This is a genomic window from Streptomyces sp. NPDC127097, assembly GCF_042724075.1.
Classification (GTDB): Bacteria; Actinomycetota; Actinomycetes; order Streptomycetales; family Streptomycetaceae; genus Streptomyces.
Map to the genome: position 1 here is coordinate 67,652 of NZ_JBHXFI010000038.1, position 14,631 is coordinate 82,282.

Sequence of the window (14,631 nt, forward strand, 5' to 3'; positions counted from 1 at the left end):
ATCCCATGCCTCGCCTCGACCACACGATCGTGCACAGCACCGACCGTTTCGCCTCCGCCCGGTTCCTGGCCGGTCTGCTCGGCGCGCCCGAGCCCAAGGCGTTCGGCCCCTTCGCCGCCCTCAAGCTGGACAACGGGGTGGCCCTCGACTACGCCGAGCATGTCGCAGGCGGCGAATTCGTCCCGACGCACTATGCGTTCCTGGTGACCGAGGAGGAGTTCGACGGGATCTTCGGCCGCATACAGGAGCGCGGGCTCTCCTATTGGGCCGACCCCATGCACACCAAGCCTCAGGAGATCAACCACCACGACGGCGGCCGCGGCGTCTACATCCTCGACCCCGACGGCCACAACATGGAGTTCTTGACCAGGACGTACTCCGACGAGCTGCTGGCGAGCATGTAAGCGTGCGGTACGCCGCCGCCGGGAAGTGCCCTCTCCATGCCCGGACGGAACGTCCGTCCGCAGTGATCAGTGGCACATCAACGGCCCCTTCTCCGGCGGCGGGGCTGTCGGTGGGCGCTCGTATGCTCGGAGGATGACTTCCAGCGCGCAGGTACCCGGCCAGGCATCCGACCAAGGGACCGACCGCGAGACGAACACCGGGCCCGCCGCCGGGGGCCGCCCCACGGCGAACGCCATGCGCCGCGCGCTCAAGCGGGCCCGCGACGGTGTCGCGCTGGACACCGGCGAGGCCGCGGTGCTGCTTCAGGCGCGCGGCGAGGACCTCAGGGACCTGTGCGCATCGGCGGCCCGGGTGCGGGATGCCGGCCTGGAGGCCGCGGGCCGCCCGGGGGTCATCACCTACTCGCGTGGTGTCTTCATCCCGCTGACGCGCCTGTGCCGGGACAAGTGCCACTACTGCACCTTCGTCACCGTGCCCGGCAAGCTGCGCCGGGACGGCCACGGGATGTTCATGTCGCCCGACGAGGTGCTGGACATCGCCCGCCGCGGCGCCGAAATGGGCTGCAAGGAAGCCCTGTTCACCCTGGGGGACAAGCCGGAGGACCGCTGGCCCGAGGCCCGCGAGTGGCTGGCGGCGCACGGCTACGACGACACGCTCTCGTACGTCCGCGCCATGGCCATCCGCGTCCTGGAGGAGACCGGTCTGCTGCCGCACCTCAACCCGGGGGTGCTGTCCTGGACGGACTTCCAGCGGCTCAAGCCCGTCGCCCCGTCACTGGGGATGATGCTGGAGACGACCGCCGAGCGGCTGTGGAGCGAGCCCGGCGGTCCCCACTACGGATCGCCCGACAAGGAACCGGCCGTCCGGCTGCGTGTCCTGGAGGACGCCGGCCGCTCCAACGTCCCCTTCACCACCGGGCTGCTCATCGGCATCGGCGAGACGTACGAGGAGCGCGCCGAGTCCCTGTTCGCGCTGCGCCGTATCCAGCGCGCCTACCACGGCATCCAGGAACTGATCATGCAGAACTTCCGCGCCAAGCCGGATACGGCGATGCGCGGAATGCCGGACGCCGAACTGGAGGAGCTGGCCGCGACGATCGCGGTGGCCCGGCACATCATGGGCCCCTCGACCCGTATCCAGGCACCGCCCAACCTGGTCGACGGCGAATACCAGCTGCTCATCGACGCCGGCATCGACGACTGGGGCGGCGTCTCCCCGCTGACCCGCGACCATGTGAACCCCGAGCGCCCCTGGCCGCAGATCGACGAGCTGACCGAGCGCTGCGCCGCGGCCGGCTTCGAGCTGCGGGAACGGCTCCCCATCTACCCGGAGTTCCTCCAGCGCGGTGAGCCCTGGCTCGACCCCCGTCTGCTGCCGCATGTCCGCGCCCTCGCCGATCCGGAGACCGGCCTGGCCATCGAGGACGCCCCCGTGGTGGGCCGCCCCTGGCAGGAGCCCGACGAGGGCTTCACGATGAGCTCCTCGGGCCGTACGGACCTGCACCACACCATCGACACCGAAGGCCGCACCGCCGACCGCCGCGACGACTTCGACGAGGTCTACGGCGACTGGGAGGCACTGCGCGAGGCCGCGGCCCACGGGATGGCGCCGGAACGCATCGACTCCGACGTACGCCAGGCCCTGGCGCAGGCCGCCGACGACCCCACCCGGCTCACCGACGCGCAGGCCCTGGCGCTGCTGCACGCCGACGGGCCCGCGCTGGACACGCTCTGCACCATCGCCGACGAGCTGCGCCGCGACACCGTGGGCGACGACGTCACCTACATCGTCACCAGGAACATCAACTTCACCAACGTCTGCTACACCGGCTGCCGCTTCTGCGCGTTCGCCCAGCGCCGCACGGACGCCGACGCCTACACCCTCTCCCTCTCCCAGGTCGCCGACCGCGCCCAACAGGCATGGGACGTGGGCGCGGTGGAGGTCTGCATGCAGGGCGGCATCCACCCCGACCTGCCCGGCACCGCCTACTTCGACATCGCGCGCGCCGTCAAGGAACGCGTCCCCGGCATGCATGTGCACGCCTTCTCACCCATGGAGGTCGTCAACGGTGCGACGCGCACCGGGCTGTCCCTCCGCGAGTGGCTCAGCGAGGCCAAGGCCGCCGGTCTGGACAGCATCCCCGGCACCGCCGCCGAGATCCTCGACGACGAGGTCCGCTGGATCCTCACCAAGGGCAAGCTGCCCACCGCCACCTGGGTCGAGGTCATCAAGACCGCCCATGAGCTGGGCATCCGCTCCTCCTCGACGATGATGTACGGCCATGTCGACCAGCCCCGCCACTGGCTGGGCCACCTCCGCCTGCTCGCCGAAATCCAGCAGGAGACCGGCGGCTTCACGGAGTTCGTCACCCTCCCCTTCATCCACACCAACGCCCCCGTCTACCTCGCCGGTATCGCCCGCCCCGGCCCCACCACCCGTGACAACCGCGCGGTGACGGCCATGGCCAGGGTGCTGCTGCACCCGCATATCACCAACATCCAGACCAGCTGGGTCAAGCTCGGCGCGGACGGTGCCGCCGAGATGCTGCGCTCCGGCGCCAACGATCTGGGCGGCACCCTGATGGAGGAGACCATCTCCCGGATGGCGGGCTCGAGTTACGGCTCCTACCGCTCCATCCAGGACCTCATCGCCATCGCCGACCGGGCCGGCCGCCCGGCCCGCCCCCGCACCACGACCTACGCCCCGGTCACCGAGGAACGCCAGGCCGCAGCCCTCGCGTCGGACGGCCATCTGCCGGAGCTGCTGCCGGTCGTGGAGTAGCCGGTGGGGGCCGGAATCCGCGGTTATCCACAGCCCCCTTCGCGCCCCGCCGACGGCGGCTAATCTGCGGGGGCAGGGCGGAAAAGCCGGCACCGCGGCGAACGCCGGGGCGGAGGGGGTGGAATCGATGGCACGCAGCAGGCTTTCGCGGCAGGAGCTGATCCGGCTCCGGCGGCGGGAGGGGTTTGTCGGACGGCGCGGCGAGATCGCGGCGTTCCGGGACAACTTCGCCCGCGCGGTGGAGGATCCGGCGCACCAGTTCCTCTTCCATGTGCACGGCCAGGCGGGCGTCGGCAAGACGTCACTGGTCCGGCAGTTCGAGGAGACCGCGCGCGAGCAGGGCGCGCCGACCGCGTATGTCGACGAGGCGGTGCACGACGCCCCCGAGGCAATGGCGGCCATCAGCGGCCAACTCGCCGCGCAGGGCCACCCCTTGAAGGTTTTCGACAAGCTGCTCGCCACCTACCGGGAGCGGCGCCACGAGGCCGAGGCGGCCGCCGTCGCCTCGGAGGCGGCGCCCGGCCCGGCGGACCAGGACGACCCCCAGGGGGCGGCCCCCTCGCCCGGCAGCGTGATCGCCGCCCAGGCCGGGCTGGCCGGCCTGGGGCTGTTACCCGGCGTCGGCGCCCTCACCGGAGGGCTGGACCCCCGCCAGGTGGCGCGCGGCGCCGACCGGCTGCGCGGCCTGCTCAGTGCCCGGCTGCGCAGCCATGACGAGGTACAGCTGGTGATGGCGCCGCTGGAGGTCCTGACACCGGTCTTCGTCCGTGAAGTGAGCGCCGTCGCCGACGAGTCGCCCTCGGTGGCGCTGTTCTTCGACACCTATGAGCGGACGGGCCCGCTGCTCGACATCTGGCTGCGTGACGTCCTGGTCAGCGATCGCTATGGCCCGCTGGCACCCAACGTGGTGGTGACGCTGGCCGGCCAGACCGCGCTGGACCGCCGGTGCTGGGCCGACTGCCTGGACTGCGTGACGGATCTGCCGCTGGACGCCTTCACCGAGGACGAGGCACGCCAGTTCCTGGCGACCAGGGACATCACCGACGAGCGCGTCGTCGAGGTGATCCTGCGGCTGTCCGGCGGCCTCCCGGTGCTGGTCTCCACCCTCGCCGAGAACCGCCCGCGCGCCGTCGAGGCCGTCGACGACCCCAGTGACACCGCCGTCGAGCGCTTTCTGAAATGGGAGACGGACCCGGTGCGCCGGGAGGCCGCACTGGCAGCCGCCCTGCCGCGCCATGTGGACGAGGACATCTTCCGGGCCGCCGTGGACGCGGCCGCCGCCGAACAGTTCGGCTGGCTGTGCGGGCTGCCGTTCGTCACCGGCCGGGCCGGGCGGTGGCAGTACCACGAGGTGGTGCGGACGGCGATGCTGCGCCTCCAGCGCCGTAGATCACCGCAGACCTGGACGGCCCGGCACCGCCAACTCGCCGAGGCCGCCCGGCGCCACCGCACGGACCACCCGCCCGACGCGAACCCCGCGGAGTCCTGGTCCGACGAACGCCAACTGGACCACCGGCTCCGGGAGATCTACCACTCCCTTTGCGCGGACCCCCAGCCGTCCCTCACCCCGGCGCTGTCCGACACCCTGGACGCCGCCGAACACGCGCCCGCCGCCGTGCGCAGAGTCGTGGAGACCATCCGCCAGGCCGGTGAAGATGCCGGCGACCCGGCGGTCGGCGACTGGGGCGACCGTCTGACCGCCGCGCTCACCGAGGACGGCGGCCTGATCGCGGTCCTCACCGCGCTGCTCGGCCACCCCGGCCTCGACCTGCCCGGACAGGCCCGTATCCACCGCGTCCGGGGCCGCGAACACCGCAAGGCGGAAGCCTGGCAACAGGCGTTCGCCGACTTCGACCGCTGCCTGGAACTCGAACCGCACAACGCCGCCGCTCTGCTCGGCCGGGGCCTGACCCACCGCTATATGCGCTGCTTCGAGCGCGCAGCCGAGGACTACACCCGCGCCCTGGAGATCGCCCCGGACTCCTTCGAAGCCGCCTCCCAACTCGGCGAGGTCCACCGCCTCCTGGGCCACTACGAGCAGGCCGTCACCGAGTTCGACCGGGCCCTGGCCCGGCAACCCCGGCACGCCTTCAGCATCGCCAGCCGCGCCGTCTGTCTGCGCCGTCTCGGCCGCCACGAGGAAGCGCTGGCGGGCCTGGAGCGCGCCATCGAGATCAACGCGAACTACGCCTGGGCGATGGCCGAACGGGGCGCCACCTACCGCGACACGGGACAGTACGACCTGGCCCTGGCCGAGTTCGACCGCGCCCTTGCCGTCAACCCCGCCTACCCCTGGGCTCACGCCCGCCGGGGGATCACCCTGCGGGTGTTGGGCCGCCACGAGGAAGCCCTCGACGCCCTCGGGCGCGCGGCCGAACTCCAGCCGAACGACCCCTGGGTATGGGCGGAGCGCTGCCTCACCTGCCTGGAGAGCGGGCGGCACGAGCAAGCGATCCTGGAGGCCGACCGTGCCCTCGTCCTGGACCCCGACTACGCATGGGCCCACCGGGCCCGCGGCACCGCACTGCACGCCCTGGACCGCCACGACGAGGCACTGACAGCGTTTGACCGCTCCCTGGAACTCCATGCGGACGACGCCGGGGTGTGGGGTTTGCGGGGCGCGGTGCTTGGTCACCTGGGCCGCTACGACCAGGCCCTCGCGGACCTCGACCGATCGATCGCCCTGGACCCCGCGGACGGCCACATCCGTTGGCAACGCGCCCTGGCGCTGACGGCTCTGGGCCGCATCGAGGAAGCCCGCTCCGCACTCTCCACCGCCGTACGCCTCACCCCCGATTCGAGTCGGTTCGCGGCCACCCGCGGCACGATCAACCTGCTCACCGGCCGACTGACCGAGGCGCTGGCGGACTTCGACCGAGCCCTCGAACTCGGCGACGCCCCCGCCCACACCCTCGCCCGCCGCGGCAAAACCCACCTCCTACGAGGCGATGCCCCCCGCGCCCTCGCCGACTTCAACCGCGCCCTGGCCGACGCCGGTCCCTCTGCCACCGCCACCCTCCTGTCCCTCAAAGCGGGCTGCCTGCGTCGGGCCGGCCACCTGGACGCGGCACATGAGGCGGTCGAGGCCGCCCGGGAAGCGATGCATTCCGGCTCGGGCGGCGATGCGGCCGCCGGTCCGATCGTCCGGTACGAGGCGGCCCTGCTGACCGCCATGCTGGGCGGAAACGCACCTGCGTCAGGGGCCGGTTCCCGGTCTGCGCCCGTGGACGCCGGCGTGACCGCCGCCGTGTCGTCCGCGTCCACGACCGGAGGCGCCTGGGCGGCGCTGAGAGCCGACGAGAGCCTTGCCGGGGCCGTCGGCGACGGCCCGTCGGGCCATGACAGCGACAACAGCAAGGCCCCCTCCACCCCAGCCCCCCTCCTGGACAAGCCCCTCCTATCGCCGGCGCCCCTCGCAGTCCTCGTCCGATGCGCTCTCGGCGACTGGTCGGGGGCCGAGGCCCTCAGCGCGGAGCTGTTGGACGGCGGCTCATGGGAGGCCGTGGCCGAGACCGAGCTGGGGCTGCGGGATCTCGTGCGTCTGCCGGGCGCGGATAGCGAGCGGCTGGAGGCGATACGCAGCGGGCTGATACGCCACCTGCGGGTGATGGCTGCCGTCCCGGAGTGACGGCGGCAATCACCCGGAACCGCGCCACCAGCCGCGACCATGCCACCCGCCGATCAGGCGCAGCGTCCGCGACGGTGGCCCCCGGTGCTGCTCAGTCCCCCACTCCGCCCTCGTACTCCGCCTCGTGCTGAAGGATGCACTGCTGCCACTGCGACAGGGCCTCCTCGCGGTCCCCTCCGCTGTCCTGGGCGGCGACGATCAGTGCGTCGGCGGCCATGGCGGCGAGCCGTACGGCGATATGGCACACATCGCTCTGGGGGAGCGGCCGAAGGAGTTCCACCGCGCCGTCGCTGTCTCCGGAGAGCGCGGAGGCGACGACAGCCATGGTGGTGCGATCCCACTCGTACTCGGACATGGGGAGAGCATGCCCAACGGGCGACGCCGCCATCATCGAACGGATGCGCGCCCAGGTGGGGGCAGGAGGGGAAGGCGGGACGAAGGTGGCGCCGGACACCCAGTGGGACGTGGACGAGAACGAGGCGAGGACGAGGGGAGGGCGAGGCGTGGACGAGGACGAGGATTGGAGGAGGACAGGACACGGACGAGACAGGGGCGAGACGAGGGCGAGACAGGGGGACAGGGGCGAGAACGGGAGCGGCCGCGCCCCCGGGCCCGACGAAGAGGCGCCCCGAGGGTTCCGGGGGGACGAAGACATCGGCCGAGGCCGACAGCCCGGTGCGATGGCCACGATGGCCACGACGGCCACCTCCGCTCGACCGCGGGCGGCAGGGCGGGCCGTACGGGACCGCCGGCCCGTGGGGTGGGTCCCACGTCCGGATGACTGGTGCCGCCTCAGCCCAGTTGACGAAATCGCTGGTCTCCAGGAGCTTCTTCCTTGCCGTCGGCGGCACGTACGCCCGCCTCCGCGGCCCGTTCGGCGGTCAGATTCGGGCTCCAAGCGGTCACGTTCATACCGAAGGCCAGGTCGATGGCGGCATTGCGCATTCCGGAGGTGATCAGCAGCCGGGCCAGGAGTGAGGCCGGGAACGGAATGCGCTCGCGCATGGCCACGATGATCTCGCAGTCGCAGTCGCAGTCGCAGTCGCAGTCGCAGTCGCAGTCGCAGTCGCAGTCGCAGTCGCATCGCAGTCGCCGCTCGCCGCGACCACCTCGTCCTCGGAGCGGAAGGGCTGCCGCAGCGTGCGGACGTCCACGGCGTCGGCCGGCACGGACCAGTCGGCCATGGAGAGGGCGACGCCCTGGTAGTCGTCGAGTACGGCGCAGCGCGGGGTCATGGGGGTGCTCCCCAGGGGGTGGGCGGTGGAGGGGTGGATGGTGACGCGATCCGCACCCCCCGACCCCGTACTCATCGGACGCTACCGGCCAAAAGCCTCCTTACGAATGACTATTCGCAATACCCTCCTGGCCAAAAATTGATCATTCTCGGTCGATTACAGTGCTGCGCAAGGGGCCCCGCAAGGCCCCGTGACGTAGTGAGCTTCAGGAGGGCGCAGTGAGCGAGCGCAGCGAGCGTGCCGTTCAGAGGTGTGCGCCGCGCGGATGCGAGGCCGGGCGGAGCGGGGTTCCGGCATGAGCGCAGCGGGCGGCGGCGCCATCTGGGGGCGCGCGGAGCAGCAGGATTTCCGCAGCCGGGTACGCGGCTGTCTGCTCGGCGGCGCCATCGGCGACGCGCTCGGTGCCGGTATCGAATTCGACTCGCTCGACGCGATCCGTAAGACGCACGGCCAAGAGGGCGTGACCGATCTGGTTCCCGCCTACGGGCGGCGCGGCGCGGTCACCGATGACACCCAGATGACGCTGTTCACCGTGGACGGCCTGATCCGGGCCCAGGTACGCCGCGACACCGGCGCCTGGCATCCGCCCACCGACGTCCACCGCGCCTATCTGCGCTGGTCCGCCACCCAGCGCGACTGGGGCCCGGACGAGCGCCGGAAGGACGACGGCTGGCTCGCCCGCGAGGAGTGGCTGTACTCCCGCCGGGCACCGGGCCGGGCCTGTCTGAGCGGCCTTGGCGACGAGGTGATGGGTACGCTCGACAGCCCCAAGAACCCGGACTCGAAGGGCTGCGGCGCGGTGATGCGCTCCGCGCCGTTCGGGCTGCTGGTCGGCTGGGAGCCGCAGCTGGTCTTCCAGCTCGCCGCCGAGTGCGCGGCGCAGACGCACGGCCACCCCACCGGCTATCTGGCGGCCGGCGCGTTCGCGGTGATCAGCCATTCGCTGGCCCGTGGCGAGGACCTCGACAGCGCCGTGCAGAAGGCGCTGGCCCACCTGGCCACCCGCCCCGGCCACGAGGAGACCACCGACGCCCTCAAGCGTGCGCTCGGCGCCGTACGGCAGGGCATGCCGACGCCCGCCCGGGTCGAGTCGCTGGGCGAGGGTTGGACGGCCGAGGAGGCGCTGTCGATCGGCGTGTACTGCGCACTGGTCGCCGAGGACATCCGGCACGGCCTCCTGCTGGCCGTCAACCACGGCGGGGACAGCGATTCCACCGGCGCGATCTGCGGCAATCTGCTGGGCACCCTGCACGGCGAGACGGCACTGCCGCCGGTCTGGCTGGTCGAGCTGGAGGGCCGGGACACGATCCTCCAGCTGGCCGACGACTTCTCGATGGAGATGACGCAGGGCGCCGCGCTGCACGGCCCGGCCGGCTCGTCACCGGGCTGGCTCGCCCGTTACCCGCGCGCCTAAGGGCTGTCTCGTAGGACGGCAGCAAACACAGAGGCCGCCGCCCCCTACCGCATCAACTCCCCCGCATTGACCAGCAGCGACTGCCCCGTGATGGCGCGCGACCGGTCGGAGGCCAGAAAGACCACGGTCTCGGCCACGTCCGCGTCCGTCGCCAGCTCGGGCAGCGCCATCCGTTCGGTGAGCCGGGCCAGTATCTCGGCCTCCGGTACGCCCTCACTCCGCGCCTGGAACCGTACGTACGCCTCCACCGGCGGGCCCCACATCCAGCCCGGCTGCACGGTGTTGACCCGTATCCGGTCCGGCCCCAGCTCGCGCGCCAGTGAGTACATCGCCGAGACCAGCCCGCCCTTGGACGCCGCATACGCCGCCTGCTGGACCTGCGACGGCGCGGCGACCGACGACTGGGTGCCGATCAGCACCACCGAGCCGCCGCCGCGCGCCGTGAGCGACGGCAGACAGGCCCGGGTCATCCGCAGTGTGCCGAAGAGGTTGACGTCCACGACACGGTGCCAGGAGTCGAAGTCGGCATCCCGCAGGCCCCCGAACAGCGAGTCCAGGGCGGCCACATGGACCACCGCGTCGATCCCGCCGAACCGCTCCACGGCCAGCGCGGCCAGCGCCGCGCACTGCGCCTCGTCGCCGATATCGGTCACCCGCCAGGCCGCACGCGCACCCGAAGGGTCCAGCTCCCCGGCCGACTTGGCGAGATTCGCCTCCGTACGGGCCCCCAGCACCACCGAGGCGCCCTCCCGCACACAGACCGCCGCGACCTGATGGCCGAGCCCGGCTCCTACACCCGAGATGACGACGGTCTTGTTCCGCAGCAGCATGTGTGCCTCCCGGCCGGCCCGCCCAGCTGACGCCTGATGGCCCGTCAGGTTAGGTCCGGCGCCCCGGGAAGGCCAGAGCCGTTCGCCAAGACGGAGCCACGCAGGGGCAGTCGGCCCCAGGGCAGCGCGCCGCGCCCCCACGCGTGGCTTCGCCATCAGTAGGCGGCGCGATGGCCCCGCAGGCACAGACGCCGCCGAGCCCCTACGCTCAGCCGCGCCGCCGATCCGCCCCCACTCAACCGTCCCCCCGCGCCCCCTCCAACGCCTTCCCCAGCCGGCCGAGCCCCTCGCCAATCTCCTCCGGGGAGTGCGTCACGAACGACAGCCGGACGGCCGTGGTGTCCGGCGGCCCGGCGAAGAACGGCGCGCCGGGCACGTACGCCACGTCATGCCGCACCACCTCGGGCAGCAGCGCCGTCGCGTCGTACCCCGCCGGCAGCGTCGCCCACACGAACATGCCGCCCGCCGGACGGTTCCACCGCGAGCCCTCGGGCAGCGCCGTGGCCAGCCCGTCGACCAGCGCGTTCCGCCGCTCGCGGTAGGCGTCGCGGACCCGCAGCAGATGCGCGTCCAGGTCCGCGACCGCCAAGTACCGGGCCGCCGCGGCCTGGTCGACGGTGGAGGTGTGCAGATCGGCGGCCTGTTTGGCGATGACACAGGCGCGCCGCAGCGCGGCCGGCGCGCGCAGCGAACCCAGCCGCAGACCGGGCGCCATCACCTTGGAGAACGAGCCGAGCAGCGCCGTACGGTCCTCGGCCCCGGGGAAGGTCGCGACCCACGGCACCGGCTCACCCTCGAAGCGCAGCTCGCCGTACGGGTCGTCCTCGGCGATCCACAGCCCGCGCCGGGCGGCGACCTCGGCGACCGCGGCCCGGCGCTCGGCGGACAGCGTGCGGCCGGTCGGGTTCTGGAAGGTCGGCACGATATAGAGCAGCTTGGGCCGCTCCCGCGCGGTGATCTCGTCCAGCGCGACCGGGTCCAGCCCCTCGTCGTCGGTCGGCACCGGCACCACCCGGGCACCGGCGAAGGAGAAGATCTGTAGCGCCGCGAGGTAACAGGGGTCCTCGACCAGCACCACGTCCCCCGGCTCCAGCAGGGCGGTGGCCAGCAGCGTCAGCCCCTGCTGGGAGCCGGTGGTCACCAGCAGGTCGTCGGCGTCGGTGGCCAGCCCGCGCGCGGTGGTGCGCGCCGCGACGGCCGCGCGCAGCGCCGGACTGCCCTCGCTGGTGGAGTACTGGAGCGCACGCAGCGGATCCTCCGCCAGCACATGCTGAAACGCGGCCGCCAGCCCCTCCGTATCGAACAGCTCGGGCGCCGGCAGCCCACCCGCGAACGAGATGACCTCCGGCCGGGCGGTGAGCGCCAGGATGTCCCGCACCGGCGAACTCCCGGTCCGCGCCGCCCGGGCGGCAAGCCCGGGCACGGGGGCAACAGCGTGGCCAAGTATCGCGTCCGCCATGACGACTCCCATCGCTCGTGTTCTGCGCCCAACCACCGTCAGCCACAGATGCCCGGCAGCTTAAGCGGCCGGGGGGCGGGGTGCAGGGGGGACCGGATGATGGGCCGGGGCGGATGAGGACGCGGGGCGGGTGCGCACGGGAGCCGCCGGGCCGGGGTGCGTACGAGCCGGGGTGCGCACGGGAGCCGCTGGGCCGGGTTGCGTACGAGCCGGGGTGGTCCCGCGCCCACGACGCCTGACGATTCGCGCACCACCCCTCCCCATCTGATTCATCGTCAGCTACACCTGTCTGTCATGACCGCAGACAGCGAACGAGCGCCAGAGGTCACCGCCGCCGCAGCCGCAGCCGTCGGCACCGGTCCGGTCGCCGACACCGGGCCCGCCGCCTACGCCGAGCTGGCCGCCGTCGGCCCGTACGGCGTGCACCCCGGCCATGCGCTGATCACCATGGTCGAACCGCACCCCGGCCATGAATACGCCTACAACCGCTGGTACGAGGACGACCACTACATCGCGGGTGCGATGGCGATGCCGTGGATCTTCGCCGGCCGCCGCTGGGTCGCCACCCGCGAGCTGCAACTGCTGCGCCGCCCCGAGGAGTCCGCCGTCGCCCGGCCGGTCACGGCGGGCTGCTATCTCTCCACGTACTGGATCACCGCGGGCCGCTACGACGAGCACATGAAGTGGACCGTCGGCATCAACAAGCGCCTCAACCGGGACGGCCGGGTCTACCAGGACCGCACCCATGTCTTCACGGCCTTCCAGGACCATCTGGCGACGGTGTACCGGGACGGTGCGGCGGGCCCCCGCGACTTCCACGCACTGGACCACCCGTATGCCGGGCTGGTGTTGGAGGTGATCGACACGGACGGTCCGGAGCGGCGGGACCAATTGCTGGAGTGGCTGTGTGCCCGGCATCTGCCGCGGCGGCTGTCGGGTTCCCCGGCCGCGATGGTCACGGTCTTCCGCCCGACGCCGCTGCCCGGGGACCGGATGTCGTATGTGCGGCAGGTCGAGGGCGTCGACACCCGGCTGACTCTGCTGTGGTTCCTCCAGCGGGACCCGCGCGACGGCTGGCCGGAGCCGTTCGCCGGGCTGGAGGAGGAGGTCGCGGAGTCGGGGCTGGGGCGGGTGGAGCTGGTGGCGCCGTTCCTGCCGACCGTGCCCGGGACGGACCGGTATGTGTCCGAGCTGCGCTGACGTACGCGGCCGACGGTCGTACGCGGACGGCCGCCGGCCCGCCGCAACGGGGAACCCGGACATGGCCGAGCCCCCTCGGCCGGGACGGCGATCCAGTCGAGAGGGCTCACAACTGCGGAGTGCGGACGGTGACGGCTCAGGTCAGGCCGCGTCGAACGCGCCACCGGCGACGTCCGACACGAAGTGGCGCCAGGACGAGTTGTCGAAGGTGAGGCGCGGACCCTCGGGGTCCTTGGAGTCGCGCACCGCGATGGCTGCGGCGGTCGGCACGGCGATTTCCACGCAAGCGCCGTTGCCACCGGAGTACGAGGACTTGGTCCAGGAGAATGCGGAATTGGGCTGCACGGCCATGTTCACTCCAGCTCACTCTGAGTTACCGGGGATTCGGTACTGACGACGCTACGCGCCAACATCACGAGCCGCAGAGGCCGTTCACCCGTACGAAGGGCATATTCCTTGATCTCTTTTCACGGGAGCGACGGCAGGTGTACCGTGCGATCCCTTTCCCCGGAATCCTGTATTCCGCGCTAATGACTGCCTGGTGGATGTCATCCCTTGGGTCATCCCATGGTCATCCCACGGCGTCCGCATGGGATTTCGCCGCAGCGGCGATGAACTCCCGGCTGTGCTCCGCACTCAACGCCTGCGCACGCAAATGCTCATACATGATCGTGTATTTGTGCACATCGTTGGTCTTCTCCAGATAGAGGTCACTGGTGACGCCTTCGATGTACACCACGCTGGAATCAGCGGCATCGTCGAATTCCAGGATGGAGAACGTTCCCGACATTCCGGCATGCGCACCGGTGTCGTACGGCAGAACTTGCACCGTCACATGCGGCAATTGGCTCATCTCGACGAGATGGTCCAGTTGCTCGCGCATGATCAGATGGCTGCCGACCACCCGCCGCAGCGCGCTCTCGTCCAGCACCACCCACAGCCGCAACGGGCGCTCGGGGTCGGTGACCCGCTCCTGGCGGCGCATCCGCACCTGGATGCGCTTCTCCAGATGGTCGGGCGCCAGTTCCGGAACCGTGCCGGGGATGACTGCCTCGGCGTAGCCGGGGGTCTGGAGCAGACCGGGCACCAGCAGGGACTCGTAAATCCGCAGCGAGGCCGCCTCGGTCTCCAGTCCGATGTAGACGCTGTAGGGGATGTCGCCGAAGGCGTGCCACCAACCCTGCTGGCGCGAATCCTTGGCCATCTGCATCAGCGAATCCACAATGCGGTGGTCCTCGACCTCGTAGACCCCGCACAGATCACGGACATCGCGCTGACTGATGCTGCGGCGGCCGTTTTCCAGTCGGCTGATCTTCGACTGGGAGACCAGCAGCCGCTCGGCCACCTCTTCCGCCGTCATGCCTTTGAGCTCACGGAGCCTTCGTAGCTCCTGGCCCAACCGGCGTCGCCTGACGGTGGGATTGACATTGGACGCCACGGGACGTGCACCTCCGGCTCCGTACTGCTGTCGTTTTCTGTTCAGCAGACTGCCACTCCGAGGTGACACCGCGCAGTGAAACGCACACAGAAGGCGAGTGAGCAGATGCGCGGGGTGGCGGGCCGGCCGTTTTATGGAACGGTCGGTCCGCCCCCCCGCGCCGGTTGCTGCGGCTCCCCTACGGGCTTTGGGGACTGTGTCTTATACACAAAAGACGCTGCCGACGAGTTATGGAGTGTAG

General features: G+C 71.4%; 11 protein-coding genes. 5 read left to right on the forward strand and 6 right to left on the reverse strand.

Translation table 11 applies throughout. The features are described 5' to 3' along the window. Positions 1 to 5 precede the first annotated feature (5 nt). The 3 genes from ACFWJW_RS25720 (at position 6) to ACFWJW_RS25730 (ending at position 6,814) form a co-directional block, all read left to right on the forward strand. Complete coding sequence (locus ACFWJW_RS25720; RefSeq protein WP_042156103.1) at positions 6 to 404, forward strand: VOC family protein; 399 nt, start codon at positions 6 to 8, stop codon at positions 402 to 404. A gap of 235 nt (positions 405 to 639) precedes the next feature. Continuing rightward, entirely contained in the window at positions 640 to 3,186 is a 2,547-nt protein-coding gene (locus ACFWJW_RS25725; RefSeq protein WP_387245843.1) for a bifunctional FO biosynthesis protein CofGH, read from the forward strand. Positions 3,187 to 3,313: 127 nt separating this feature from the next. Continuing rightward, positions 3,314 to 6,814, forward strand: a complete 3,501-nt coding sequence (locus ACFWJW_RS25730) for a tetratricopeptide repeat protein (protein ID WP_387245827.1) — start codon at positions 3,314 to 3,316, stop codon at positions 6,812 to 6,814. Between the two features lie 91 nt (positions 6,815 to 6,905). Here ACFWJW_RS25730 and ACFWJW_RS25735 read toward each other — a convergent pair whose 3' ends face one another. Further along, entirely contained in the window at positions 6,906 to 7,169 is a 264-nt protein-coding gene (locus ACFWJW_RS25735) for a hypothetical protein (RefSeq protein WP_018092249.1), read from the reverse strand. A gap of 437 nt (positions 7,170 to 7,606) precedes the next feature. After that, positions 7,607 to 7,819, reverse strand: a complete 213-nt coding sequence (locus ACFWJW_RS25740; RefSeq protein ID WP_387245829.1) for a hypothetical protein — start codon at positions 7,817 to 7,819, stop codon at positions 7,607 to 7,609. A gap of 525 nt (positions 7,820 to 8,344) precedes the next feature. On the opposite strand from ACFWJW_RS25740, the gene ACFWJW_RS25745 reads away from it, so the two are divergent. Continuing rightward, positions 8,345 to 9,463, forward strand: a complete 1,119-nt coding sequence (locus ACFWJW_RS25745; RefSeq protein WP_387245831.1) for an ADP-ribosylglycohydrolase family protein — start codon at positions 8,345 to 8,347, stop codon at positions 9,461 to 9,463. A gap of 44 nt (positions 9,464 to 9,507) precedes the next feature. Here the strand turns inward: ACFWJW_RS25745 and ACFWJW_RS25750 are convergent, their stop codons facing one another. Together ACFWJW_RS25750 and ACFWJW_RS25755 are read right to left on the reverse strand one after the other, a co-directional pair. Next, on the reverse strand, positions 9,508 to 10,293 hold the full coding sequence (locus ACFWJW_RS25750; protein WP_387245833.1) for an SDR family oxidoreductase: 786 nt from the start codon (positions 10,291 to 10,293) through the stop codon (positions 9,508 to 9,510). A 235-nt stretch (positions 10,294 to 10,528) separates the two neighbouring features. After that, positions 10,529 to 11,752, reverse strand: coding sequence for a PLP-dependent aminotransferase family protein (locus ACFWJW_RS25755; RefSeq protein ID WP_387245835.1), 1,224 nt, complete (start codon positions 11,750 to 11,752; stop codon positions 10,529 to 10,531). A gap of 294 nt (positions 11,753 to 12,046) precedes the next feature. On the opposite strand from ACFWJW_RS25755, the gene ACFWJW_RS25760 reads away from it, so the two are divergent. Beyond that, positions 12,047 to 12,952 (forward strand): hypothetical protein, encoded by a 906-nt coding sequence (locus tag ACFWJW_RS25760; RefSeq protein ID WP_387245837.1) that lies wholly within the window; start codon positions 12,047 to 12,049, stop codon positions 12,950 to 12,952. Between the two features lie 141 nt (positions 12,953 to 13,093). Here the strand turns inward: ACFWJW_RS25760 and ACFWJW_RS25765 are convergent, their stop codons facing one another. Beyond that, positions 13,094 to 13,303 (reverse strand): DUF397 domain-containing protein, encoded by a 210-nt coding sequence (locus tag ACFWJW_RS25765; RefSeq protein ID WP_085925816.1) that lies wholly within the window; start codon positions 13,301 to 13,303, stop codon positions 13,094 to 13,096. A gap of 220 nt (positions 13,304 to 13,523) precedes the next feature. After that, on the reverse strand, positions 13,524 to 14,390 hold the full coding sequence (locus ACFWJW_RS25770; protein ID WP_387245839.1) for a helix-turn-helix domain-containing protein: 867 nt from the start codon (positions 14,388 to 14,390) through the stop codon (positions 13,524 to 13,526). Positions 14,391 to 14,631: the final 241 nt, after the last annotated feature.